The 22,913-nt window shown below is 61.6% G+C and carries 22 protein-coding genes; 7 read left to right on the forward strand and 15 right to left on the reverse strand.

Annotation, left to right across the window (positions count from 1 at the left end; genetic code table 11):
- A partial coding sequence (locus GPK89_RS04170; protein WP_215691706.1) for a hypothetical protein occupies positions 1-380 on the forward strand: 380 nt, incomplete at its 5' end.
- A 114-nt stretch (positions 381-494) separates the two neighbouring features.
- Positions 495-1,535: a hypothetical protein gene (locus GPK89_RS04175; RefSeq protein ID WP_215691707.1), complete on the forward strand. Its 1,041-nt coding sequence runs from the start codon at positions 495-497 to the stop codon at positions 1,533-1,535.
- A 147-nt stretch (positions 1,536-1,682) separates the two neighbouring features.
- On the opposite strand, the gene GPK89_RS04180 is transcribed toward GPK89_RS04175, so the two are convergent.
- Together GPK89_RS04180 and GPK89_RS04185 are read right to left on the reverse strand one after the other, a co-directional pair.
- On the reverse strand, positions 1,683-3,002 hold the full coding sequence (locus GPK89_RS04180; protein WP_215691708.1) for a sensor histidine kinase: 1,320 nt from the start codon (positions 3,000-3,002) through the stop codon (positions 1,683-1,685).
- Between the two features lie 13 nt (positions 3,003-3,015).
- The gene (locus tag GPK89_RS04185) at positions 3,016-3,714 is read right to left on the reverse strand and encodes a LytR/AlgR family response regulator transcription factor (protein WP_215691709.1); all 699 of its coding nucleotides are present in this window, start codon (positions 3,712-3,714) and stop codon (positions 3,016-3,018) included.
- A 404-nt stretch (positions 3,715-4,118) separates the two neighbouring features.
- Here GPK89_RS04185 and GPK89_RS04190 point away from each other — a divergent pair, with 404 nt between their 5' ends.
- Positions 4,119-5,006: an Ig-like domain-containing protein gene (locus tag GPK89_RS04190; protein WP_215691710.1), complete on the forward strand. Its 888-nt coding sequence runs from the start codon at positions 4,119-4,121 to the stop codon at positions 5,004-5,006.
- 157 nt (positions 5,007-5,163) lie between these two features.
- On the opposite strand, the gene GPK89_RS04195 is transcribed toward GPK89_RS04190, so the two are convergent.
- The 3 genes from GPK89_RS04195 to GPK89_RS04205 are packed head-to-tail and all read right to left on the reverse strand — an operon-like array spanning position 5,164 to position 6,889.
- Positions 5,164-5,718: a DJ-1 family glyoxalase III gene (locus tag GPK89_RS04195; RefSeq protein ID WP_215691711.1), complete on the reverse strand. Its 555-nt coding sequence runs from the start codon at positions 5,716-5,718 to the stop codon at positions 5,164-5,166.
- Between the two features lie 16 nt (positions 5,719-5,734).
- Complete coding sequence (locus GPK89_RS04200) at positions 5,735-6,130, reverse strand: hypothetical protein (RefSeq protein ID WP_215691712.1); 396 nt, start codon at positions 6,128-6,130, stop codon at positions 5,735-5,737.
- Positions 6,131-6,133: 3 nt separating this feature from the next.
- Positions 6,134-6,889: an alpha/beta hydrolase gene (locus GPK89_RS04205; protein ID WP_215691713.1), complete on the reverse strand. Its 756-nt coding sequence runs from the start codon at positions 6,887-6,889 to the stop codon at positions 6,134-6,136.
- 142 nt (positions 6,890-7,031) lie between these two features.
- On the opposite strand from GPK89_RS04205, the gene GPK89_RS04210 reads away from it, so the two are divergent.
- Positions 7,032-8,072, forward strand: a complete 1,041-nt coding sequence (locus GPK89_RS04210; RefSeq protein WP_215691714.1) for a PTS transporter subunit IIC — start codon at positions 7,032-7,034, stop codon at positions 8,070-8,072.
- A 148-nt stretch (positions 8,073-8,220) separates the two neighbouring features.
- Here GPK89_RS04210 and GPK89_RS04215 read toward each other — a convergent pair whose 3' ends face one another.
- The 4 genes from GPK89_RS04215 to GPK89_RS04230 all read right to left on the reverse strand — a co-directional run bounded on the left by GPK89_RS04215 (position 8,221) and on the right by GPK89_RS04230 (position 12,619).
- Positions 8,221-8,652, reverse strand: a complete 432-nt coding sequence (locus GPK89_RS04215; protein ID WP_215691715.1) for a hypothetical protein — start codon at positions 8,650-8,652, stop codon at positions 8,221-8,223.
- 69 nt (positions 8,653-8,721) lie between these two features.
- Positions 8,722-9,513 (reverse strand): GGDEF domain-containing protein, encoded by a 792-nt coding sequence (locus GPK89_RS04220; protein WP_215691716.1) that lies wholly within the window; start codon positions 9,511-9,513, stop codon positions 8,722-8,724.
- Positions 9,514-9,666: 153 nt separating this feature from the next.
- Positions 9,667-11,190: a 4-alpha-glucanotransferase gene (gene malQ, locus GPK89_RS04225; protein ID WP_346344830.1), complete on the reverse strand. Its 1,524-nt coding sequence runs from the start codon at positions 11,188-11,190 to the stop codon at positions 9,667-9,669.
- Between the two features lie 172 nt (positions 11,191-11,362).
- Positions 11,363-12,619: a hypothetical protein gene (locus GPK89_RS04230; RefSeq protein WP_215691718.1), complete on the reverse strand. Its 1,257-nt coding sequence runs from the start codon at positions 12,617-12,619 to the stop codon at positions 11,363-11,365.
- A 134-nt stretch (positions 12,620-12,753) separates the two neighbouring features.
- Here GPK89_RS04230 and GPK89_RS04235 point away from each other — a divergent pair, with 134 nt between their 5' ends.
- Genes GPK89_RS04235 through GPK89_RS04245 form a run of 3 tightly spaced genes read left to right on the forward strand, consistent with a single transcriptional unit; the run spans position 12,754 to position 15,585 of the window.
- Positions 12,754-13,905 carry an alanyl-tRNA editing protein gene (locus tag GPK89_RS04235; RefSeq protein ID WP_215691719.1) on the forward strand — a complete coding sequence of 384 codons (1,152 nt, stop codon included), beginning with the start codon at positions 12,754-12,756 and terminating at the stop codon, positions 13,903-13,905.
- A gap of 14 nt (positions 13,906-13,919) precedes the next feature.
- The gene (trmB, locus tag GPK89_RS04240; RefSeq protein ID WP_215691720.1) at positions 13,920-14,654 is read left to right on the forward strand and encodes a tRNA (guanosine(46)-N7)-methyltransferase TrmB; all 735 of its coding nucleotides are present in this window, start codon (positions 13,920-13,922) and stop codon (positions 14,652-14,654) included.
- Positions 14,641-15,585, forward strand: coding sequence for a putative ABC transporter permease (locus GPK89_RS04245; RefSeq protein ID WP_215691721.1), 945 nt, complete (start codon positions 14,641-14,643; stop codon positions 15,583-15,585). The genes trmB and GPK89_RS04245 overlap by 14 nt, the downstream gene beginning before the upstream one ends.
- Positions 15,586-15,756: 171 nt before the next feature.
- Here the strand turns inward: GPK89_RS04245 and GPK89_RS04250 are convergent, their stop codons facing one another.
- From GPK89_RS04250 to GPK89_RS04275, 6 genes are all read right to left on the reverse strand, one after another.
- The gene (locus tag GPK89_RS04250; RefSeq protein WP_215691722.1) at positions 15,757-16,590 is read right to left on the reverse strand and encodes an ABC transporter permease; all 834 of its coding nucleotides are present in this window, start codon (positions 16,588-16,590) and stop codon (positions 15,757-15,759) included.
- Positions 16,578-18,095, reverse strand: coding sequence for an FHA domain-containing protein (locus tag GPK89_RS04255; protein ID WP_215691723.1), 1,518 nt, complete (start codon positions 18,093-18,095; stop codon positions 16,578-16,580). The genes GPK89_RS04250 and GPK89_RS04255 overlap by 13 nt, the downstream gene beginning before the upstream one ends.
- A gap of 12 nt (positions 18,096-18,107) precedes the next feature.
- Positions 18,108-18,593 carry a hypothetical protein gene (locus GPK89_RS04260; protein ID WP_215691724.1) on the reverse strand — a complete coding sequence of 162 codons (486 nt, stop codon included), beginning with the start codon at positions 18,591-18,593 and terminating at the stop codon, positions 18,108-18,110.
- Between the two features lie 72 nt (positions 18,594-18,665).
- On the reverse strand, positions 18,666-20,387 hold the full coding sequence (locus tag GPK89_RS04265) for an FHA domain-containing protein (RefSeq protein WP_215691725.1): 1,722 nt from the start codon (positions 20,385-20,387) through the stop codon (positions 18,666-18,668).
- A 29-nt stretch (positions 20,388-20,416) separates the two neighbouring features.
- The gene (locus GPK89_RS04270) at positions 20,417-21,757 is read right to left on the reverse strand and encodes a DivIVA domain-containing protein (protein ID WP_215691726.1); all 1,341 of its coding nucleotides are present in this window, start codon (positions 21,755-21,757) and stop codon (positions 20,417-20,419) included.
- Positions 21,758-21,897: 140 nt separating this feature from the next.
- Positions 21,898-22,896, reverse strand: coding sequence for a GGGtGRT protein (locus GPK89_RS04275; protein WP_078783606.1), 999 nt, complete (start codon positions 22,894-22,896; stop codon positions 21,898-21,900).
- Between the last annotated feature and the right edge of the window lie 17 nt (positions 22,897-22,913).

A 22,913-nucleotide genomic window follows, 5' to 3' on the forward strand; every position in this document is an offset into this window, starting at 1 on the left:
TATATTTTATCGATTTTGGAAGAAATGAGAAAACGGCTTTGCCCCACAACACAGATTTGCACGTTGCATCACTGTGTTGTGGGGGCAAGGCCGTTTTCCTATTTTGCCAAAAGGCACACTCATTTTCCATTTTTCACGGGAAATCTGCATTTTCGTTCGATTTTTCAAAAAACAGGAAATTTTCTGTGCCCTATGGGGCAAAGATATTTTCCTTTTTGGTCGTACAAAATCCAGCCCCAGAAAGGGGCGCTAACTGTATGCCATACCCCGGCAAATCTCAACCGATTCCGCACGAAACGCCGTTTTTAAAGCACGAATTTAGGGATAGGCGTAAATGGGGAACGCCGTGGGCCGCCATTTACGGTTTTCGTGCGTCATAAATGGCGTTTCGTGCGGAATGGGTTGCAATGGGGCGGGGATTTTTTACAATAGGGGTATGGTTCACTTTTCTGAACTGCGAAGCCGCTTAGATTGTAAAAAAGGAGAACTGAAAAATGAGAAAGTCCGCATCCAAACTCTTGGCTACGCTACTGACGGTCGCCGCACTGGCAGTCTGCGTGCCTGTTTCTGCGTTTGCAAAATCCAGCAAGCCGCTGAGCTACCTGTACACCTACCGCCTGAATTTCGATGGCTATGATACGATGTCCATCTCCCCGGATGACACCGGCTACCTGACCGTGCCCGCCCTGCCTGATGGCTATGCCTACTGGATGTGCAACGGCCGGCACTTCACCCCCGGCCAGCAGCTGACCTATGACTCCCTGGACGATTGGATGTGCCCGGGCGTTGACCTGGACGATGACCTCGGCCATGGCCGCTACATCAGCTCCTACTTTATGCCCATGACCGGCGAGACCGTTTTTGTCCACTACTACACCGACACCACCGCCGTCAAGATCGACGCTGTCAGTGTGGGCGGCTCGACCGAAGTTCCCGCCACCGCCGACGGCAAAAAAGTCGTAGAGTGGGCCAACGCAGATAAGACCATCCGCATTGCCGTACCCAACACCGTCTCTTACGATGATATGTTCTGGCACTGCAATGTTGACGAGAGCGACTACAACCTGAACCTGTACGCCATCTTCGAGGATGACGCCACTTACACTGACCCCACCCAGCCCGCTGCCCCTGCCGCTGCCCCCGAGGACAACACCCCGGTCGTTGACACCCGCACGGCCCAGCAGAAGGAAATCGACGAGGCCATCGCCAATGGCACCTGGGGCATCGAGTACACCACCTGCCAGAAGTGCGGTTATCACAACTGGACCCGCCAGGGCAACGTTTATGTCTGCGACACCTGCGGCAACACGACGACCACGGTCGTCGGCCCCAAGGGTGTGAAGGGCTATGTCGGCAGCGGTGCGATCGCCGCTGTTGCGCCCAAGGCTTCCGCCCCCGAGACCCGCTACGCCACCGCCGCCGAGGCACAGGCCGCCGCTGACAAGCGCGAGGCCGCTTACGCTGCCGCTGTGGCCGCGTTCCAGAAGCAGATCGACGCGCAGAATGCCGCCTACCTGGCCGCGCTGGGCAAGTAATTTGACCCTTCCCATATAAAACACCCCACCCCCGCACCGCATTGTACTAGGCTTCGGACAATGTGTGCGGGGGTGGGGTGTTTTTGGGGTAATTAAGGCAAAACGGTAGGGGCCGGGCACGGGAGGGATAAATTTCTCCCCTACTTATTATAGGTCATACGCATACATCCGGCTCCAGCCTTCCACGGCGGTCTGGGGGATGAGGACGTCGGCCTGCCAGATGTTGTTGTCCTGGGTGGCCTCATACACGCCGTTGTAGCGGTGGGCCACGGCTTCCACCTGGCGCAGGCCAATGCCGTGTTCCTGGCCGTCGTTTTTGGGCGGCAGAGCACCCGCCGGGGGCAGCGGGTTTTCGCAGCGGATGCGGCAGAAGTTCGCCGCCGGGCCGATCGTAAACTTAATGCCGCGCACATTCTGGGGCAAAACGCTGTTGGCGCGGATGGCGTTATCCCACAAATTGCCCACGACCGTGCAGCAGTCGATCTCGTCCATCAGGCGGGCGGGCAGCTCCAGCCGCAGGCTGACCTTGCAGCCGGCGGCGGTGGCTTCCTCGATTTTGGCGTTCAGGATGCCGTCCAGCGCGGTGTTGCCGCTTTGTATCACGAAGGTGTCGCGCTCCAGGCGGTCGGCGGCACCCTCCAGGTAGGCTTTCGCATCGTCGATGTGCCCGCTTTCCAGCATGGAGCTTGCGGTCAGCAGGTGGTTTTTCATATCGTGTTTCCAGCCGCGGGTGGCGTCGTGCTGCTGGATCAGCCGGTGGTACTGCTCGACCTTATAGGCTTCGATGCGGGCCTGGGCTTTCTCCTGCGCCAGGGCGTAGGCATTTTCCGAGACGTGCAGCAGCTGGCGGTAGGCAAAAACGTTGATGACCAAAATCAGCACGCCGATGACCACGGCGGGCACCGGCCCCAGACCGCCCCACACGCTCTCCACCAGCACAAGCATATTTGCCACAATGCTGAGGGCCGGGATGATTGCAAAATTAAGCCAATCTTTTTCCGTCAGCGTGGCGGACAGCCTGCGGTGGGCGATGAACACATCGACCGCCAGAATGATAAAGCGTGTCATGAGCGCATACAGGTAAAAAACCAGCGACCCTCCCTGTGTCATCAGCTCATACGTAGAACGGTGAAGGCAGGCTTCCAAAATTGCCTTACTCACCGTAATGTCGATGGCAAACGGCAGCACCTGCGCCACGCAGAACCACAATATGCGATACCGCATTTTATCCCGGAAGAGTGCCAGCACGGTGGCCAGCATAAAAAGTAGTGTGACCACCATGCCCCCCACCGTAGGGAAATAGTGGTTAAACGCAAAAATGACCGCCGCAATAGGCAGCACAAACAGGTAGTACACTGCAGCGCGCTTGATGCGGCATTCTTTTAGCATGCTGCGGCAGAGATAGAGCAGTGCAAAACCGTCCAACATATCGATGCCAATATCCAACAGAGTCTCTAAAATCTCCATTTTGCAACCCCCCTTATGCTTTCAGCGCCAGCAGGGCGCGTTGTATGGCGGTGCTGTATGTGGGGGTCGTGGGCGTTTTACCACCCCCCGCCAGCAATAATGCGTCTTTTTCCACGGCCGTGACCTTGGTGGTGTTTACGATATAGCTGCGGTGGCAGCGCACAAACGGCGGCTGGGGCAGGTTTTCCAGCGCCTGTGTCAGCGAGAGATTGTATTTTTGCCGGGTCTGGGGCGTGACCACCACAATGTTGTGGAGCCGGGCCTCGATATAAAGGATATCGTCGTAGTAATAGCGGTCGCAGGCTGTGCCGCGCTTGAAGGTCACGCAGGCGTCCGCCCGGCGGCTGATGGAGCGCTTTGCCAGGAAGTCCAGTGTCTCCCACAGCTGCTTTTGCTCCACCGGCTTGGGCAGAAAGCCCGCCGCGTGGACCGAGAAGCCGTCCATGACCAGATCCGTGTGGCAGGTGACAAAGATGATATCGATGCGGCTGTTGCAGGCGCGCAGGCGGCGGGCAAAGGCCATGCCGTCGATGCCGGGGGTCTCGATATCCAGCAGCACGGCGTCGTACCCCTGGAACGCCTGCATGGTATCGGCAGTGATGCAGCTTTCCGCGCGGATGCCCAGGGGTTGGTTTTGTTCTTCCCACCCGTGCAGCAGGTTTAACAGTTCCTGCATATCGCGCGGGTTATCTTCCACGACTAATAGATTCATAACGGCCTCTTTTTTGTCATTTTGCCGGGTACATTTTGCACATTAACCCTTATTATAGTACAATATCCCGCCGCACCCTGCAAGCGACTCCGCACGAAACGTTGAATTTTACGCACGAAATTGTTGGAATGGGTGGAAATGGGGGTATAATCGGGCAATAGCCCCCACGCCCCATAGTTGTAGGGGGCGGCGTCCTCGACGCCCCGCGCGTTTGCCACCCACCGCCGTTTCGGGTAATTACCAGGCTCTCTCCCCCGCAGAGGGAGATAAACACGGCGGACCTGCATTTCATCCCGATTCACCGTCGTTTCATCCTGCTTTGCCTGCAAAATCTCCCCCTTTGCGGTACACTGAAACCAACACAGGGGGCTACACCCCACCGAACCACAAAGGAGAATGCAGCTATGAAAAACACGAAATCGGTTCATCCCCACAAGCTGGCCGCTGCGGCGGTCATCCTTGCCTGTATGCTGGGTGCCGGGCTGACCGGCTGCAGCACCACCACCAAGCGGGCGGCCCCGCAGCGCGTTACCGCCAGTGAAGCCGCCACGCCAGAAAACGCCCCCACTGCCACGCCTGCCCCCACTGCGGCGGCCACCCCGGCCCCGACGGAAGCGCCCATCGTGCCCACCAGCGTAACGCTGGAACAGGAGGGCGGCATTTTGAACAAAGGCATGACCTGGACGCTGCACGCCACCGTCCTGCCCGAGGACGCCGCCGACAAGACCCTGCACTGGACGTCCAGCGATGAGGGCGTTGCCACCATCGACGACAACGGCATTATCACGGCGCTGGCCCCGGGCCAGACGACCATCACCGCCGCCAGCACGGCGGGCGAGGCGTCCACCACCTACAACCTCGTCGTGCAGGAGGTCGTCAAGTGCAGCTACTGCGGCCTGACCGGCCACACCGCCGACAACTGCACCGCCGCCAGGCAGGCCGCCATTGTGCAGCAGCAACAGCAAGCCGCCGCCCAGGCCGCCGAACAGCCCGCTGCAGCAGTCCCCGCCCAGGACTACGCCGTGACCGCCAAGGGCGACCGCATCTATCCCGAGGGCAGTCCCGACATTCCCGAGGGTGGCGTGGTGCAGCGCCCCGACGGCTCGTTCTATGTGAAAGGCCCCCGCAACGTGATCTTTGGCTACGAGGAAGGCGACCCCGACCCCAATATGCCAGCATGGACCGGCCTGTGCGTGTTCTGCGGCGACGACGACCACGACGTCTACCACTGCCCCATTCTGGACGCCCAGGAAAACCCGGACGCGTTCTTGATCGAAGATTGGGAGAAGTAATGCGTTTTTTATAAGCCTTCCCCCTGGGGGGGAAGGTGGCCGAAGGCCGGATGAGGGGCGGACTTGCCACATCAACCCAGTCATGGGCAATCATGGCAAAGCCGCCCCTCATCAGTCCGCTTCGCGGACAGCTTCTCCCGAGGGAGAAGCCATTTTCTTATTGGTACACGATCGCGGTCTTTACCTTATTCGCCGCATCGGCCCCGGCCAGCGTCCGGGCCAGGGCCAGGGCAAAGGGGATCGCCGCGCCCAGGGCTTCACCGGTGATGATGTTGCCGTCGATGGTGATGGGCAGGCCGGTGTAGCTGGCCCCGGCGGCGGTCAGGTCGGCGTCCATGCCCGGGTAGACCGTGGCCTTTTTGCCTCCCAGCACGCCAAACGCCGCCAGCGCCGTAGGCGCGGCGCAGATGGCCGCCACGATTTTGCCCTGCGCGGCAAAGTCGGTGCAGACCTTGCGCACCGTGGCGTCGGCTTTCAGGTTCGGCACGCCGGGGATGCCGCCGGGCAGGATGCAGGCGTCAAACGCCGCGTAGTCCAGTTCCTCGGCCAGGGCGTCCGCCACAACGTTGACCTGCCGGGCACTCTTGACGATGCGCTCCCCGCCCACCGCCGCGATGGTCACTTCGACCCCCGCGCGGCGCAGGATATCAACGCAGAGCAGCCCCTCGCACTCCTCCAGCCCCGGGGCAAAAAAGATGACAGCTTTAGACATAATACACACTCCTTGTTTAAGTAAACGGGTGAAACGACTTTGTGATGCGCCAGATCAGCGGCAGCGGGGTTTGCAGGCCGCGCAGGGTCTGCACCAGCCCGACGAGGGACAGGGCATCTACCAGCAGCGTCAGCGTCAGACCCAGCTCGCTGCAATGGGGCAGAAAGCCAACGCAGGCGCAGACTGTGGCCAGCGCCAGCACCACAAGGCCCTGGTTCAGGTGGAACTTTACAAAGGCATCGTGCCGCTGTTTGCAACAGGCAGGTATCAGGATCAATACATTTAAATAGCACAGCGCCGCCAGCAGCCGGGTCTTGCGCGGCGGGGTGTCCGGCGCGGGGGCGGGCCTGGCCGCCGGGGCGGCGGGCGCAGGGGGCGCAGGGCGCTTTTTCTTTTTGTGTGATTTTGCCACGGGTTACCTCCATCCAAACAGGAATTTGAAGCAGCGGCCCAGCTGCCGCCGCCAGTCGGCCTCGCAGTGTTTGCCGTCCAGCTGGCAGTAGGGGTAGACCGCCGCGCCCTGCGCAGTCAGCAGGTTGGTGACTTCCAGCGCTTTGGACGTGTACTGGGCCAGCGCGTGGCGGCCCTTGCCCTCGCGCTCGCCCCAGCTGATGTAGACCCGCGTGCCGGGGGCCAGCTTTGCCTTTTTGATGTCGGCCTTGACTTCGGTAAAGCTGAACCGCACCGACGGTGACAGGCAGGCCGCGCGGCTGAACGTCGCGTTGTGGGCCGTGACGCCGTACAGGCTCATCAGCCCGCCCATACTCGACCCGCCGATAGCCGTGTTGCCGCGGTCGGGCAGCGTGGGGTATTTCGCGTCGATGAGGGGTTTCAGCTCGTTGACCATCCAGTCCAGATACGCCTTGCCCCGACCGTGGATGGCGTTTTCCTGCCAGGTGAAGTCGTAGGGGCTGTACTCTTCCAGCCGGGCGTTGCCCTCGTGGTTGCACTCGGGCGCGACGATGATGGCCTCGCCGTGGGCGTCCATGTATTCTTTCAGCCCCCAACAGGTGCCGTAGGTGGCCGTGGAATCAAAAAACAGGTTATGCCCATCAAACATATAGACGACCGGGTAGCGCTTGCCGGAGGTCTGCCAGCCGTCGGGCAGGTAGACGAAGGTGTTGCGATCCAGCCCGAAGGGTGTGATATGGGCGGTGAAGGTTTCGACCATAGGGTATCTCCCCCTTTTACACAAATTTTCTATTATTGTAGCGCATTTGCCCGGCTTTTTCAACAAAAATTGTGCGGGGTGGGTTGTATTCTGCGCGGCAAAATGTTACTCTACTTTTAACAAAAGAAGAGGAGTGTGTAAAATGGAAAATATCCGCGCATTTTTAAAGCGCAAGGACGTTATTATCTCGGCGCACCGCTATGGCATCGACGCCATGGGCGCGATGGCGCAGGGACTGTTCGCCAGTCTGCTGATCGGCACCATCATCAAGACGCTGGGCCAGCAGACCGGCATTGCATTCTTGGTCACGGCGGGCGGCTATGCGGCGGCGGTCGCAGGCCCAGCCATGGCCGCATCCATCGGCTACGCGCTGCACGCGCCGCAGCTGGTTTTGTTCAGCCTGATTGCCGTCGGCGGCGCCGCCAATGAGCTGGGCGGCGCAGGCGGCCCGCTGGCCGTCTACCTGATCGCCATTGCGGCGGCGGAGATCGGCAAGCTGGTCAGCAAGGAGACGAAGGTCGATATCCTCGTCACCCCGGCTGTGACGATTTTGGTCGGCGTAGGTCTGAGCGCACTGTGTGCCCCGGCCATCGGCGCGGCGGCGTCCGCCGTGGGCAGCGTCATCATGTGGGCGACCGAATTGCAGCCGCTGCTGATGGGCATTCTCGTCTCGGTCCTCGTCGGCATGGCGCTGACGCTGCCGATTTCCAGCGCGGCCATCTGCGCGGCGCTGGGCCTGACCGGCCTTGCGGGCGGTGCGGCCGTAGCCGGCTGCTGCGCCCAGATGGTGGGCTTTGCCGTGATGAGCTATAAAGAAAACGGCATCGGCGGCCTGGTCAGCCAGGGCCTGGGCACCAGCATGCTGCAGATGCCCAACATCCTGCGCAACCCCCGCACCTGGATCCCGCCGACGCTGGCAGCGGCCATCACCGGCCCCATTGCTACCTGCCTGTTCCATCTGGAAATGAACGGCCCGGCCGTGTCCAGCGGCATGGGCACCTGCGGCCTGGTCGGTCAGATCGGCGTGTACACCGGCTGGGTCGAGAGCGGCAAGGTCATCACCGCCTTTGACTGGGCCGGCATGGTGCTGGTCTGCTTCATTCTGCCCGCTGTGCTCAGCGTCATCTTCTGCGAGGTGCTGCGGAAGAAGGGCTGGATCAAAGAGGGCGATCTGAAATTGTAAGTAAAGAGGCTTCCCCCGAAGGGGAAGCTGTCTGCGAAGCAGACTGATGAGGGGCGGGTTTTCCATTATTGCCCATAAACGGGTTGTAACGGCAGGCCCGCCCCTCATCCGGCCTACGGCCACCTTCCCCCAAGAGGGGGAAGGCTTTTTACACGAAACCGCGCCAGGTCTGCTCGGCCTCGCTTTGGAAGCAGCCCAGTTCATGGCAGAGCTGCATGGCCCCGGGGCTGGCCGTAGGGTAGTCTTTCTCGGCGCGCTTGCAGTCCAGCACGCCCTGGCCGCTGCCCTCGGCCAGCATTGTGGCCAGGTTGCGGGTCGATTTGTCCATCATCGTCCGGGTGCGGATGCCCATGCTCACGCTCATCCTGGCAGCAGCGCTCTGGCCGTGGGCCTCGGCCCCGATGGCATCCAGCGCCGTGTGCGCCGCCTGGTTGAAACGCCGGTACTCCCGCTTCTGGCGCATCATCTCATCCTTCAATTTCTGGTCGTGGGTCAGGCCCATCAGCTCATCCAGCGTGTTCTTGCCCATCTCGGTGTTCTGGACAATTTCCTGCAGCATTTTTTCATTATCGGTCTGCATAACAAAATCCCCCTTGTGTACGTTTGGCGGTCAATGCCAGTATGTACACAAGGGGGGTCGTTTATTCAGTTACAGGCGCTGCTGTGCCAGCGAAAGGGTCATGTCCCAGGACGCCGTCTCGCCCCACTCGGCGGAGGCGATCTCCACCGTGAAGCTGCCGCGGCGGGACAGCGAAATGTTGAACTCCCGGCGGGAATCGTTCATCGCCTCGCGCACGGTCTGGGCCATCCTGGCGGCGGGCGTGCCAATGGTGACGATAGCGAAGAAACCGTCGTTCAGGCGCGCCAGCACGGCCTTGTCGTGGTCAGGGCCGACAGCCAGCTGTAAGATACCCGCCGCCATGTTCAGGCAGCAGTTGGCGGCGGAGTCGTTTTCATGCTCGCGCAGTTGCCAATACTCGTTGACGCGGACCATCACGACGCCGACCGGCGTGCCGCTCATGGCAGCGCGCTCGGCAATGGGGCGGTACTGTTCGTTCAGGTAGACTGCGTTGTACGCGCCGGTCACGTAGTCGCGGCGCAGGTCGTCCTGCATCTGGCTCAAGGTGCGGATGAAGGAATCCTCCGCCCCTTCGGCCTGCAGGCTGCGGGGCAGCGGCATCTGCATCAGCAGCATACAGGGGGTGCCCTCCACGTTGATGCCCTGGGCCAGCACGGTTTCCAGGCCGTCATTACCCTTCACGACCTGCATACCGCGGCCGGTGCTGTCCAGCGCAGGCATGGCGGCCACCTTGTTCAGCGGCTGCAGGGTGGCGGGGTCCAACAGGCCCATGCGCGGGTCTGCCAGCGTAACATTGTCAAAAACCTGCTGCAGGGCGGTCATTTCTGCCTGCAATTCGGCAATGGTGTAGTCCTGTTTCATTTTGTTTCCTTCTGCCGTGTGTTCCGGCATTGTGGCCTATACAGCTTCTCTCTCGTAACTCATATAGTTTACCACAATGCCGGCAATTTTCCTAGCCTTGCATTGCACAAAGATTTTTCGGCCAGGCGAAAAATACCATGCGAACTACACAAATTATTTATCGGTATGACGGAAGTACCGCACCGCCATGGTGCGCATTTCCTTTGCCAGCGCGGGGGTCAGCTTTTTGGCGTCGGCGCGCCACTGCCAGTTGCCCTGGGCCATGCCCGGGGTGTTCATGCGGCTGGCAGCGGGTTCCTCCAGCCAGTCGGCCATCGGGATAATCGCCAACGCCGCCGTGCTGGCCTGCACGCCGCGCAGCATACCGCGCACAATGCCCTCCTGCTTGGTCAGGACGAAGTATTCCTCCACCTGCTTGCGCTGGGCAGGGGTCAGTTCCTCGCCGAACCAGCCGGAGAGGGTGTTGTTGTCGTGGGTGCCGGGGTAGGCCACGCAGTTGCGCGGGTAGTTGTGGGGCAGATCCACGCTGTCCTCGCCGGTAAAGGCGAACTGCAATACTTTCATGCCGGGGAAGCCACTCTCCGCCAACAGCTGGCGGACCGAGTCGAACATCTCGCCCAGGTCCTCGGCCACGATGGGCAGGCTGCCCAGGGCGTTGTGCAGCGCGCGGAACAGATCCATGCGAGGACCCTGCTCCCAGCGGCCGTTGCGGGCGGTCGTCTCCCCTGCCGGGATGGCCCAGTAGGTGTCGAACCCGCGGAAGTGGTCGATGCGCAGGATGTCATAGATGGACAGCGCATGGCGGATGCGGCGGATCCACCAGGCATAGCCGGTGCTGCGGTGGTAGTTCCAGTCGTAGAGCGGGTTGCCCCACAGCTGGCCGTCGGCGGCAAAGTAGTCCGGCGGGCAGCCTGCCACGCGGCGGGGCTTGCCCTCGGCGTCAGTCTCGAACAGCTCGCGGCCTGCCCAGGCATCGGCGGAATCCGCTGCGACGTAGATGGGGATATCGCCCATGATGGCAATGCCCTTGGATTTTGCATAGGCGTGCAGGCTGCGCCACTGGCGGTCGAACTCGTACTGCAAAAATGCCCAGAACTCGATCTCCTCGGCGTGCTCGGCCCTGAACCGGGCCAGGGCTTCCGGCTCACGGACGCGCAGGGCGCGGGGCCACTGTTGCCAGTCCACCATGCCGTTGTCCTCTTTGATCGCCATGTACAGGCAGTAATCGGGCAGCCAATCGCTGCTCAAAAACTGGAAACGGTACCAATCGTCCGAGTAAGGGGTGTCATAGCCGGGGACTGGGCGCTGCCGCATAAAGTTGTGGTAGGCCTTGCGCAGCACGGTAAAGCGCTTTTCATACAGGGTGCCGTAATCGACCTTGGCGGCATCGCCGCCCCAGTTGATGTTCGCGTAGTCTTTTTTGGTCAGCAGGCCGTCGGCGGCCAGCAGATCCAGATCGATAAAATAGGGGTTGCCCGCAAAGGCCGAGCAGCTCTGGTAGGGGCTGTCGGCGTAGCCCGTGGGGCCGACCGGCAGAATCTGCCAGATCGTTTGCCCCGCCTTAGTGAGAAAGTCCACAAAATCACGGGCCGGTTTGCCCATGCTGCCAATGCCATACCCGCCGGGCAGGCTGGAAATCGGCATCAAAATACCACTGCAACGTTTAAATTCCATGATGTTCCTCTTTTCCTTCGATAAAGGCTTCCCCCTTGGGGGAAGCTGTCCGCGAAGCGGACTGATGAGGGGCAGCCTTGTTGCTATTGCCCACCAATGGGTTGCGGGCATACGCTTGCCCCCCATCCGGCCCTGCGGGGCCACCTTCCCCCTTGGGGGGAAGGCATGGGGTTTATTACTCCGCCGTCTCCCCTGCCCCCAGCGCTGCCAGCGCCGCCTTTACAAACGCTGTGCGCTCGGCTTTGGTGCGGCTCTCGCTGCCTTGCAGGGCCAGTTCATTGGCGGTCAGGGCGTCGGCAGTTGCGGCGTCCAGCGCGGTGCCGGGCAAAATGCCGCTGCCCGCCTGCTCCACCTGCATGGCCCCCAGCGCCGTTGCATCCGACGCCGTGTTCCAGGGGGTGATGACCCCCAGCGTCTCGGTCAGGGCGTCCTCGCCCTCGCCGTTGGAGTAGAGCCACAGCGCGGCGCCCTTGGCGGCTTTCAGGCCGTCGGCGCTGGTACCTGCGTTGATGGCAATGCAGCCCACGTCGGCCAGCACCGGGTAATCCAGCAGACCGTCCAGGTTGTACTCCTCGGTGGTCAGATCGCTTTCGTCAAAATTGCACTTGAACGGCACCAGCACCATGCCCTGGCAGGCGTCGCTGCCGTACTCGGCCAGCAGGTCGGTCAGTTTGGCGCGGCGGAACACCGCATTGGTCTCGCTGTCGGCCATGTTGTCCCATTCCAGCGCCACGGCGCTGTACACACCGTTCAGCGGGCCTGTCAGGGCGTCGGCAGTGTAGGTGCCGTCGGCAGCCAGGATGGCGGCGCTGTACCCGGCGGCGCGGTCGGCAGGCTGGGCAAACACGCCGGTGGCTTTCACGGCGTCGGGCTTTGTCTCGGGCAGGGTGTAGTCCTGGCCGGAGAGCGTTACCACAGCAGCTTTCGGCGCAGCCAGCCAGGCGGAGAGTGTCTCGACGAAGTCGCTCCACTCGTCCCAGGTCGCCCCCTGCAGCGCCGTCACGGCGCCATCGCCCAGCAGGGCGGTCAGCGCGTCTTTGCTGGCCCAGTAGCCGTACAGGCTGCGGCCCAGCGGCAGGGTGTTGGCGTTGTCGGTGATGTCAGCCCGGGCGGCAGCTGCGGCCAACAGCGTGTCGCTGGTCACATCCAGCAGGCTGTCGCCGGAGGCGTGATCTACCAGCAGCAGGTCGGCCGCGCCGGCGTCGTCCGTCTCGGTCAGCGCTACCCCCTGGGCATCGGCGTAGGCCCTGGCCGCCGGGGCCAGCGACGCCGACGCATAGACAGTCAGCGATTGCGGCGCGGCGGTGGGAGCCGTCTCAATGGTCGCGGTATTTTCGGCGGGCAGCACGGCGGCCTGTACGTCGGCCAGCGAGCACCCCGCCAGCAGCAGCGCGGGCAATGCCAGCGCCGCAGCAGTTTTCCTAGTTTGCATTACGCAGTTTTCCCTCATAAATGGTTGTAAAATTTCAGGCTATCCTTTATTATATAGGATAAGATAACTTTTTTCCACACCTGTTTTATGTTATAATAAAAAAAATCGCAAAATTTTGAAAGGTTCTGCCTATCGTGACGCAAAAATTATACGAAACAGATTCCTATGTGCAAACGTTCACCGCGCAGGTGCTGGCCTGTACCCCGGTACAGGGCGGCTTTGCGGTCGTGCTGGACCGCACGGCCTTCTTCCCCGAGGGCGGCGGCCAGCCCTGCGACACCGGTACATTGGGCGCAGCGTGTGTGCTGGCCGTGCATACTGACGGTGCCACCATCACCCACACCACCGATGCCCCGCTGACTGTGGGCGGCACCGTGGAGGGCTGCATCGACTGGCCCGCACGGCTGGACGCGATGCAGCAGCACACCGGTGAGCATATTTTAAGCGGTACGCTGCACCGATTGTTCGGGGCCGAGAACGTCGGGTTCCACATCGGCACGCCCTATGTGCGGATGGACACGAGCATTCCGCTCTCCGCCGCGCAGCTGGCCCAGGCCGAGGCTGAAGCCAACGCCGCTGTGCGTGCCGACACCCCGGTGCGCTGCTGGGTACCCGACCCGGAAACGCTGGCCCACACCGAGTACCGCAGCAAAAAAGCACTGGACGGCGACGTGCGGCTGGTGGAGGCCGGCGGCGACTGCTGCGCCTGCTGCGGCACGCACCTGGCCCACACCGGCGAGGTCGGGCTGATCAAGATTATCTCGTATGCCCACTACAAATCCGGTATGCGGCTGGCCGTGGCCTGTGGGCAGCGCGCCTATGACGCCGTTGCAGGCATCTGGGCCGACACCGAGGCCGCCGGGCGGCTGCTAAGTTCGCCTGTTGGCTCCCTGGCTCCGGCACTTGAACGGCTGCAAAACGGCGAGACGGCACTGAAAGCCCGCCTGGCCGCGCTGCAAAACACGCTGGCAGATGCTTACGCCGCCGCAGCGGAACCGGGCCAGCCCTCCGTGCTGTGGGTGGACGGTGCCGACGGCGACGGCCTGCGCCGTGTGGCAATGTCCATCACAGCCAAGACCGGCGCGGCCTGTTGCACTTTAGCCCCCGGCGGGCAGGGCCTTGCCTATGCGCTAGCCTCTGCCCCGGGCGGCGATCTGCGCGAGACCTGCAAAGCGCTGAACGCGGCCTACCAGGGCCGCGGCGGCGGCAAACCTGGCTTTTGCCAAGGCAGCCTGGCGAGCGGCAGTTTTGAACAAGTGAAAGATTTTTTGTTGAATACATTGTAAGGAGACACCCCACCATGCGAATGCGTTTTAAACCCTATGCCCGGCCGGAGCTGCTGGCCTGCGATTTCCACGTTCACGAGCCGCTGACCCACGGCGGCCACTGGCACGAGCTGTACGCCCGGCCCGACCAGCCCTGGCACCTGGAGCTGGGCTGCGGCAAGGGCGGATTTTTGGCCCAGATCGCCCCGGCCCACCCGGATATCAATTACCTCGGCATCGACATTACCGACAAGGTGCTGATCCTCGCCAAGCGCAAGGTCGAGGCCGCCTATGCAGAGCGCGGTATTCCCGCCGACAACGTGAAAATCGCCAGCCTGGACATTGAGCGCCTGGGCAATGCCTTCACGCCAGACGACCGTGTTTCGCGCATCTACATCAATTTCTGCAACCCGTGGAGCAAGAACGCCGGCAGCAATAAGCACCGCCTGACCCACCCGCGCCAGCTTTTGCAGTACCGCAACCTGATGGATGAGGGCGCGGAGATTTGGTTCAAGACCGACGACGACGACCTGTTCCGGGACAGTCTCTCTTACTTCCCCGCCGCCGGGTTTGAAATTACCTGGCAGACCTTTGACCTGCACAAAAACGAGCCGGACTGGAATCTGCGCACCGAGCACGAGGGCATGTTCAGCGAGCAGGGCATCCCCATCAAGGCACTGATTGCCCGTAAAGGCCCCGACAGCGCCGTGACCTGGGTGGAGCCGAAAGCTCTTGCCAAACAGCAGGAGGGCGAAGATGCCGCCGAGTGAATTTGTCGTTAAGACCGTCTACTGGTTTTTCCTGTACGGCTGCATCGGCTGGGGCGTCGAGGTCGTTTACGCCGCCATCAAGGAGCACAAGCTCGTCAACCGCGGGTTCCTCTGCGGGCCGATCTGCCCGATTTACGGCTTCGGCATGGTAGGGCTGGTGTACAGCGTCAGCCTGATCCCGATGCCAAGCAGCGGCAGCATGAGCGCCGTTGCCATCTTCTTTATCGGCATGATTCTGACCACCGCCATTGAGCTGGTGGGCGGCTGGGCACTGTTCAAAGTCTACCGCATCCGCTGGTGGGACTACTCTAACATGAAGTTCAACCTGGGCGGCTACATCTGCCCGCAATTCTCGCTTTTGTGGGGGCTGGGCAGCGTGCTGATGATCAAAGTCGTACACCCGCTGCTGGCCCGCGGCTCCAACCCGATGCCGTTCAAGGTCATGCTGATTTTAGACATTGTGCTGTTCATTTTCTTTGTGGTGGACGTCATTGTTTCCACCGCCGCCGCCATCGGCCTGAACAAGTACCTGCGGGAAATCGATGAGCTGCGTGCCCGCCTGCGTGTGACCAGCGACAAACTGACCACCGTGCTGGGCACCAGTGCCATGACCGCAGACACGATTCTGGACGAGCAGAAATTGCAGCTGGCCCTTGCCAAGCTGGAGGGCCGCGAGAACGCTGCCGAGCTGCGGGCCGAAGTCACCGCCCGCGTGGGCGAACTGCGGGAGAAGCTGACCGCCGCCGACCACGACTTTATCGGTGCGCACCGTCTGCTGCGGGCTTTCCCGGATATGAAGAGCCTGAACTACGCCGACACGCTGGCCGCGACCCGCGCCGCCACCCAGCGCCTGCGTGAGCTGGCCGCCGCTGCAAAGGCCGCCGCCAAAGAGACCGCCGCGAATGCTGCGGAAAAAATCAAAAAGGCATAATTTTCAACAAATACGCCCCGAGCTGTTAAAAGCTCGGGGCGTTGGTTTATGTTGTACTAAAGCAAGCGGCCGGAATCCCCCAGTCCGCTTCGCGGACAGCCCCTTTGACAGGGGGGCATTAAAGCCTCCCTTGTTAAAGCGAGGTCGGAGAGATTCCGCCCGCACCGCCTCTTATGCCTTCTTCCTGTCGAACGCGATCTGCAATACCAGCCAGGCCGCTACAAGGCAGACTACCGAAATCAACCCCAGCATCTGCCAGGAGTGGGTCAGGTTTTCAACAGTCGCGTCGTACATCGGGCCGTCCAGCCCGGCTTGCAGCCAGGCCATGCGGCTGTTCAGGTCGGTGGATGCGCCCAACGCACCCATGCCCCAGCGGCAGACGATGATGTTGGAAATCGTCGCCGCCGCACCGGTCACAGTGAACATAACATTGCTGAACACGACCTGCCCAATCATCAGCACCAGCACAGCCAGGATCGCGCTTTCACCGTTGGTGAACAGCGCCGAAATCAGCAGGCCAACGCAGCTGGACGAGAACATCGTCAGCAGCAGCGTGACAAAAATCTCCATGTCGGTTTCCAGCAGCAGGTGGTTCTGCGGCACATGGACGATGGACACAAACCCCAGCGCCAGAATGGCCGCCTGGGCAATTTCCACCAGTAGCAGCACCGCCGCCTTGCTCAAAACAACGGCCTGCAGGCTGACGCCGACCGAGGCTTCGCGCAGGATGATCTCCCGCTCCTTACAAATTTCGCGGTAGGAGTTCAGCGTGCCCATAAACGTCGCCATGGCGGCCAGAATGAACAGCGCCGTGCGGCTGCCGATGTTGACAAGGTTCGAGGTAAAGCAGTTGGGGTCCGCCGTCAGCTTGACGACCAGCACCATAAACGGCGATTGCAGCGCCAGGCTTGCCAGCAGCAGCTTGTCGTTCCAAATCAGCTGCAGATTGCGCTGGATCAGCACCCCAAGCTGGCGCAGGAACTTCAAAAATTTTACTGGCTGCATCGTTTATCCGCCTCCTGCGCTGCCTCCGGGCAGGCCGCCAGCAGGCGGTTGAACTCGGGGGTCGTGTAATATTTTTCGCGGTACAGTTCAATTTGCTCCGGATCGCGCAGCTTTTCAAAGATATCGCTGGTCATTTCCACATCAAAATAGTCGTTCAGCTTCTCGGGTGCACCGTAGTAGCACAGCACGCCGCCCACGCCCAGAAATGCGATTTTGTCACATAGGTTGATGTTAGACATATTGTGTGTGACCATCAGCACTGTGCAGTTCTGGTGGCTCAAACGGCGGCACAGCTCCATCATGCTGCGGTCCAAATCAGGGGAAAGGCCGCTCGTCGGCTCGTCCAGAATCAGCAGCCGCGGGTTGGCCAGCAGCTCCATCGCAATCGAGACACGCTTTTTCTGGCCGCCGGACAGGCGGGAGATAAACGTTTTCTCGCGGCCCTGCAAATCGACCGCCTCGATGGCGTGGGCCACAGCGGCGGCGATTTCGGCGCGGGTCGCGTCGTGGGCAATGCGCAGCTTGGCCGTGTAGGTCAGGCTTTGCTCCACGGTCAGGTTGTCATGCATGATGTCCTTTTGCGGCACATAGCCCAGCGCGGCCTCAAAGGCGTTGCGGTTGGAGCGGGTGTCCAGCCCATCAAACCGCACGCTGCCCGCCGTGCAGGGGGCTGTGCCGGTGATGCAGGTCAGCAGGCTGGATTTGCCCGTGCCGGACCCGCCCACCAGCACCACAAAGCTGTTCGGCTCCACCTGAAAGCTCGTTCCGTCCACGATGTTCAGCGGGCGGCCTGTGTTGGCATTTTTTACCGTTTTGTACACATTTACAAGTTGGATACTAATGCCGCTCTGGTGCGCGTGGTAGTGCAGCATCCCGCCGGTAAAGGCGAAAACCTGCGCAGGAACGTTGATGACCGCGCCGTTGCGCAGCACCGTGCGGGTCACACGCATGCCGTCCACATAGGTGCCGTTGGTCGAGCCGAGGTCGTGCAGTTCGTAGTGGCCGTCTTTGTACAAAATCTCGCAGTGGTGGCGGGAGACGCGGTCGCTGACGAGCTTGATGTCGCAGTCATCACCGCGGCCGATGAGCACCCGCTTCTTGCGGCGGACGTCCACCTCCCGCAGGACGGCGTCGGAGGTCTGTTCTTTTATCGGGGCCGCGCCGTCGCCCTGCACGTTGGTGATTTCTTCCACGCGGAAGGTGATTTCCTGCGTGTCGGCGTCGCCGTCGGTGTTCAAACCGATGACATCGCCGCTCTGCAGGACGCTCGTCTCGCCGGAGTCCAAATAGCGATTGTTGAACCAGGTGCGGTAGTCGCTGCCGTCGTCGGTGACGACCCACCGGCCGTTCTCGAAGGAGACGGTGAACTGGTTATCGCCCACACTGTTGCGGCGCAGCACGTACTCGCACTGGGCGCTGCGGCCAAAGCGGTAGCTGCCCGCAGGCAGTGTGATACGCTGTTTGTTGCGCAGTTCCGTAATTAAAATGACGATCTCACTTGTCATGGCGCAGCCCCCTTACCAATGGAAGTCTGCACCGCAAAACGGCACAAATTGCAGCGCGGCACCGCCCAGGCGCAGCACTTCTCCGCCGGTCAGCGGCTGGGGTTCCAGCAGGGCATCCTCGCCCAGGTAGCAGAGTTCCTGGGAGGAACCGGGCAGCAGCGTGAAGGCGTTCTTCTCGGCGTCGTAGACCACGGCGGCCTGGCGGGCGCTCAAGGGCGCGTCGGCGCTTAAGGTAACCGGCGTGCCGTCGGTGTCCAACCCCAGAAAGCTGCGGCCGATGCCCAGCCGCAGGTCACGGCCCTTGGCCACGCCGTCCAGCACCACCAGCCAGCCGGCCACCGGCCCCGCCGGGGCCGCCTTGTCCACGGCGGCGGGCTGCTCGGCCTCGCCCTCATGGACGATGGAATGGTCTTTCAGTAATTCGGTGTTGCAATAGGGGCATTCGGGGTATTTGTCGCTGTCGTAAAAATGGCCGCTTTCGCATTTGGATAGCTTCATAAGAAGGCTCCTTTGTGTGGTTTTTCGATGCAGGGGGGCGCGCTCGACGCCCCGCGGAGGGAGCAAGCCTCCCTACAAAACTAACCGTATCGTCGTCTTGCCGATGCGCAGGGTATCGTTATTTTGCAGGCGGTGTTCGCCCTCAATGCGTTCGCCGTTCACATACACCTTGGCCCGGTCGGTCAGCGTCTGCACCAGCAGCGAGTCCCCCTGGGCCGCCAGTGCGCAATGCTGCGGCGAGAGCTTGCGATCCGGGATGCACAAATCGCACTGAGCTGCATCGCTGCCGATGATAAGGCTGCTCTCCACCATGCCGGCCCAGCGGCTCTCGGCGATGGAGGGCCGCTGGCTCCAGAACAGCGTGACCCAGCGGCGCGGCAGGGCGTCCGGCTCCCCCGCCCCGGCCAGCAGGTGTTCGGCCTCGGCCTCTTTTTCGGCAGCGCGGTCACGGCGGCGCACGCCGTACCAACTGCCGAACAGCGTCAGCAGCAGCACGGTGGCCAGCAATAGCGGCACCCGGAACCGCGCAAAATAAAATTCCTTATCCCGCGGCCAGACGACCACTTTAAACGTCGCCGTCTGCCGGTTGCTGCTGACGTTGGCTGCGCTCATTTTGCTGGAGACCCGGTTCAGCGCCACGGTGTATTCGCCCTTGTACAGCGGCTCGATCTCCAGTGTTGCGGTGCGGCCGTCCTCGGCAATTTCTACCGATTTGACCTGTACGCGCCAGTTCCAGATATCCTTGGAGCGTATCTCGTAGAGTTGTATCTTGTCGGCATTCTCGTGGATGGGCTGGTTGAAGGTCAGGCGCAGCTTGTCGCGCCGCAGCGTCTCCACGTTCGTGACCTGGGGTTTTGTGAGTTTGTAGCCCATGTAAACGGTCTGGCTGTTCTTGATGGCACTGCCCAACTGGGGCATGGCCAGCGTCAGCGTTTCCAATCGCTCGCCGTACATACTCTCGGGGACCTCGGTGCGGATTTCCAGTGCTGTGGCAAAATAGGCCTGCTTTTTCTTCAGTTCATCCCCCAGCGTCGATGCTTCACACAGCACCAGCTTACCGTCTGCCGCCTGTGCCAATGTTTCAAAAAACTTCGGTTCTTCGGTCATCAGGTAGACGTAGGCCGCCATGCCGATCTGGTCGCCGACATCGCTGGCCAGCGTGCCGAACAGCGCCATATTGGACAGCACCTGCCCGGCATCGGTCACGATCATGGCCGCTTTACGGGGGGCCAGCGCCTGGTAGTCGCTCTGTATCTCACTGTATACGGCCGAGACAAGCTGCGCTGTATCCATACTGCCCTCAGCCTGCTGGATATGTGCCAGTGCCTTGTACATCAGGTCTTTGTCCGATGTGGCGGGCAGCACGCATTCGGTCGCCCCCGCCGTCGTGTACAGCATCAGCTGGTCATTCTCGCCCATCACCGCGATGAGCTTGCGCACGCCGCCCAGCATTGTGTAAAAGTCTGCTGCGCTGATGCCGCTGCTGTTATCCAGCGCGACGATATAGCAAATTGGGTCATTGGCAATGCCTACTGACCGTACCTCGAGCTTGCGGTCGCCCAGCGTCAGTTCCGGCCCGGCGGCCTGCACCTGGATGGAGGAATAGGGGTCGCCGTCGCCGTTCAGTGCGTAGAAATACACATCCAGCTCCGGCACGTTGACGTAGGCCTGTTCCATTTTAAAGGTGCCCGCGCCGGTCACGCCAACGGTGGTATCCGCCGCCGCGCCAAAGGCGCACAGGGCCGCCAGGGCCAGCACAGCCAGCAGGCAGCACCAGAGTTTATGCAGTCTCACGGGCATCCCTCTTTTCTGATCGACAGCGCCTACACGCCAAGTTTTTTATGTAAGGCACGCAGCGCCATGATAGCCTTGCGGCGGCGTTTGGTCTGGGGGCTGGCGGGGGCGGGCATGGGGGCCGGGGCCGAGGCGGGCACGGCGTCCCCCCCGTCCTCATCGTCGTCTGCCAGCGTAAAGCTGGGCATGACCGGCTTGTGGGGCACTGGTGCGGGGGGCGCACCCTCGTCCAGAATCGGCTCGCCCTGCTGGCGCAAAATCGGATAGGAGAAAATTGCGCCGGGTATCTCAACTTCCTCGTTGGGGTCGCCGGGCTGGGCTTTCGGCTCGGTGTCAAAATAGTCGGGCGACGGCGTCACAACGGTGTTCGTGCGCGGCTCATCGTCGTCCATGCCGGGGGCCACCACGCGGTTCGTCGTCTCGCCAGCGGCGGGCTGGGCCGGGGCATCGGGTTCCGGCTCGCTGTCCCGCAGGGCCGAGGCCGCCGCATCCACCTTGAGGGCCGACAAATCGAGCTGCGGCTCGGCGTCGGCCTCCTCCAAATCCTCTTTGTGGACGATCAGCGGCGCGGTGCGGCTGGCGTAGTCCTGGGCCTTCTGCAGATCCCCAATGACTTTGGCCAGGTAGTCCATCATCTCACCGCGGGCTTTCTCCATCTCGGTGATGCGGCTCTTCAGGTCTTGCAGCCGCAGGCGGTGGGCGTTCTGTATCTCCCGCGTTTCATCGGTGGCAGACTGCACCATCTGGCGCGCCTGGGCAATGGCCTGTTCCCGGGCCAGCTGGTCGATGGCCTCGGCTTTCAGGTTCGTATCCTTGATGATCTTGTCAGCGTCATCCTTGGCCTGCTGACGGATGCGGGCAGCCTCGGTCTCGGCATCGGAGATGACCTTGTCGCGGTCGGCCAACACCTGCTGGCGGGCCTGGTCATGGGCGCGGCCCTTGACCCGCAGGGCGGAGTTTGCTTCCTCGCACTGCTCGGTCAGTTCCTTATTTTCCCGCACAAGGTCGCTGTTTTTCAGCCGCAGCATATCCACCTGATTTGTCAGCGAGTGGTTGCGCTCTTTGACAGTGGAAAACTGGGTTTCCAGGTTGGCGCGGTAACTTTGCAGCTTGTCTACCTGCCCGGCCAGCGTTGCGTTCTGGCCAGAAAGCGTCTGGTTCTGCATCATCAGGTTTTGGGCGTGGCGGCGCAGGGCGTCGTTCTCCTGCCGGGCGGCGCGGGCCTCGGCGGCAGCTGCCGCCAGGTGCTGCTCATAGTCGGCGCAGAGGTCCAGCATGGCCTGGCGCACATCCTCCGGCTCATAGCCGCCGAACCGCGCCTTGCGCATACCGCTCTGTTCTATGTAGTTGTCGATGTCAATTTTGGGCATTGGTAGTTTCTCCCAAGGTAAATTTACACATACTCGATTTTATTATAGAACATGATATGCTGTAAAGCAAGTAAAACCCACAAAAAAGCCGCCCTTTCCTTGCGGAAAGGGCGGCGAAAAGCCTAATGGTTCAGTTCAAATCAAGCGTTGGCCTGAGAAGCAGCAACAGCGCAGGCGACGGTCATGCCGACCATCGGGTTGTTGCCGGCGCCGATCAGACCCATCATCTCGACGTGAGCCGGGACGGAGGAAGAACCAGCGAACTGGGCATCACCGTGCATACGGCCCATGGAGTCGGTCAGACCGTAGGAAGCGGGGCCTGCAGCGACGTTATCCGGGTGCAGGGTACGGCCCGTGCCGCCGCCGGAAGCGACGGAGAAGTACTTCTTGCCGTTCTCGATGGCCCACTTCTTGTAGGTGCCGGCGACCAGATGCTGGAAGCGGGTGGGGTTGGTGGAGTTACCGGTGATGGAAACCTCAACGCCCTCAGCCTTCATGATGGCAACGCCTTCCAGAACGTCGTTGGCGCCGTAGCACTTGACAGCAGCGCGCTCGCCGTCAGAGTAAGGGATGGTCTCGACGACCTTCAGTTCGCCGGTGGCGAAGTCGTAGTCAGTCTTGACGTAGGTGAAGCCGTTGATACGGCTGATGATCTGGGCAGCGTCCTTGCCCAGGCCGTTCAGGATGACGCGCAGGGGCTCTTTGCGGACCTTGTTGGCGGTACGGGCAATGCCGATAGCGCCCTCAGCGGCGGCGAAGGACTCGTGGCCAGCCAGGAAGGCGAAGCAGTGGGTGTCCTCATGCAGCAGCATGGCACCCAGGTTGCCGTGGCCCAGACCGACCTTGCGCTGCTCAGCGACAGAGCCGGGGATGGTGAAAGCCTCGAGGCCCTCGCCGATGGCGGCGGCGCAGTCAGCAGCGCTCTTCAGGCCGCGCTTGACGGCGATAGCGGTGCCCAGGGTGTAAGCCCAGACGGCGTTGTCGAAGCAGATGGGCTGGATGCCGCGGATGATCTTATCGCAGTCGATGCCCTTGGCCAGCAGCATTTCGTTGCAGGCGTCAAGGCTCTCCAGGCCGTTGGCCTTGAGGCAAGCCTCGATCTTGGGCATACGGCGATTCTGGGATTCAAAAGTTGCCATAATCTATGTTCCTCCCT

Source organism: Gemmiger formicilis (assembly GCF_018784445.1).
Taxonomy (GTDB): domain Bacteria; phylum Bacillota; class Clostridia; order Oscillospirales; family Ruminococcaceae; genus Gemmiger.

Excerpts from the sequence above, each read along its gene's own strand:
- GPK89_RS04175 (WP_215691707.1), top strand. The coding sequence starts at position 495 with ATGAGAAAGTCCGCATCCAAACTCTTGGCTACGCTACTGACGGTCGCC.
- GPK89_RS04180 (WP_215691708.1), bottom strand. The coding sequence starts at position 3,002 with ATGGAGATTTTAGAGACTCTGTTGGATATTGGCATCGATATGTTGGAC.
- GPK89_RS04185 (WP_215691709.1), bottom strand. The coding sequence starts at position 3,714 with ATGAATCTATTAGTCGTGGAAGATAACCCGCGCGATATGCAGGAACTG.
- GPK89_RS04190 (WP_215691710.1), top strand. The coding sequence starts at position 4,119 with ATGAAAAACACGAAATCGGTTCATCCCCACAAGCTGGCCGCTGCGGCG.
- GPK89_RS04195 (WP_215691711.1), bottom strand. The coding sequence starts at position 5,718 with ATGTCTAAAGCTGTCATCTTTTTTGCCCCGGGGCTGGAGGAGTGCGAG.
- GPK89_RS04205 (WP_215691713.1), bottom strand. The coding sequence starts at position 6,889 with ATGGTCGAAACCTTCACCGCCCATATCACACCCTTCGGGCTGGATCGC.
- GPK89_RS04210 (WP_215691714.1), top strand. The coding sequence starts at position 7,032 with ATGGAAAATATCCGCGCATTTTTAAAGCGCAAGGACGTTATTATCTCG.
- GPK89_RS04215 (WP_215691715.1), bottom strand. The coding sequence starts at position 8,652 with ATGCAGACCGATAATGAAAAAATGCTGCAGGAAATTGTCCAGAACACC.
- GPK89_RS04220 (WP_215691716.1), bottom strand. The coding sequence starts at position 9,513 with ATGAAACAGGACTACACCATTGCCGAATTGCAGGCAGAAATGACCGCC.
- GPK89_RS04230 (WP_215691718.1), bottom strand. The coding sequence starts at position 12,619 with ATGCAAACTAGGAAAACTGCTGCGGCGCTGGCATTGCCCGCGCTGCTG.
- trmB (WP_215691720.1), top strand. The coding sequence starts at position 13,920 with ATGCGAATGCGTTTTAAACCCTATGCCCGGCCGGAGCTGCTGGCCTGC.
- GPK89_RS04245 (WP_215691721.1), top strand. The coding sequence starts at position 14,641 with ATGCCGCCGAGTGAATTTGTCGTTAAGACCGTCTACTGGTTTTTCCTG.
- GPK89_RS04250 (WP_215691722.1), bottom strand. The coding sequence starts at position 16,590 with ATGCAGCCAGTAAAATTTTTGAAGTTCCTGCGCCAGCTTGGGGTGCTG.
- GPK89_RS04255 (WP_215691723.1), bottom strand. The coding sequence starts at position 18,095 with ATGACAAGTGAGATCGTCATTTTAATTACGGAACTGCGCAACAAACAG.
- GPK89_RS04260 (WP_215691724.1), bottom strand. The coding sequence starts at position 18,593 with ATGAAGCTATCCAAATGCGAAAGCGGCCATTTTTACGACAGCGACAAA.
- GPK89_RS04270 (WP_215691726.1), bottom strand. The coding sequence starts at position 21,757 with ATGCCCAAAATTGACATCGACAACTACATAGAACAGAGCGGTATGCGC.
- GPK89_RS04275 (WP_078783606.1), bottom strand. The coding sequence starts at position 22,896 with ATGGCAACTTTTGAATCCCAGAATCGCCGTATGCCCAAGATCGAGGCT.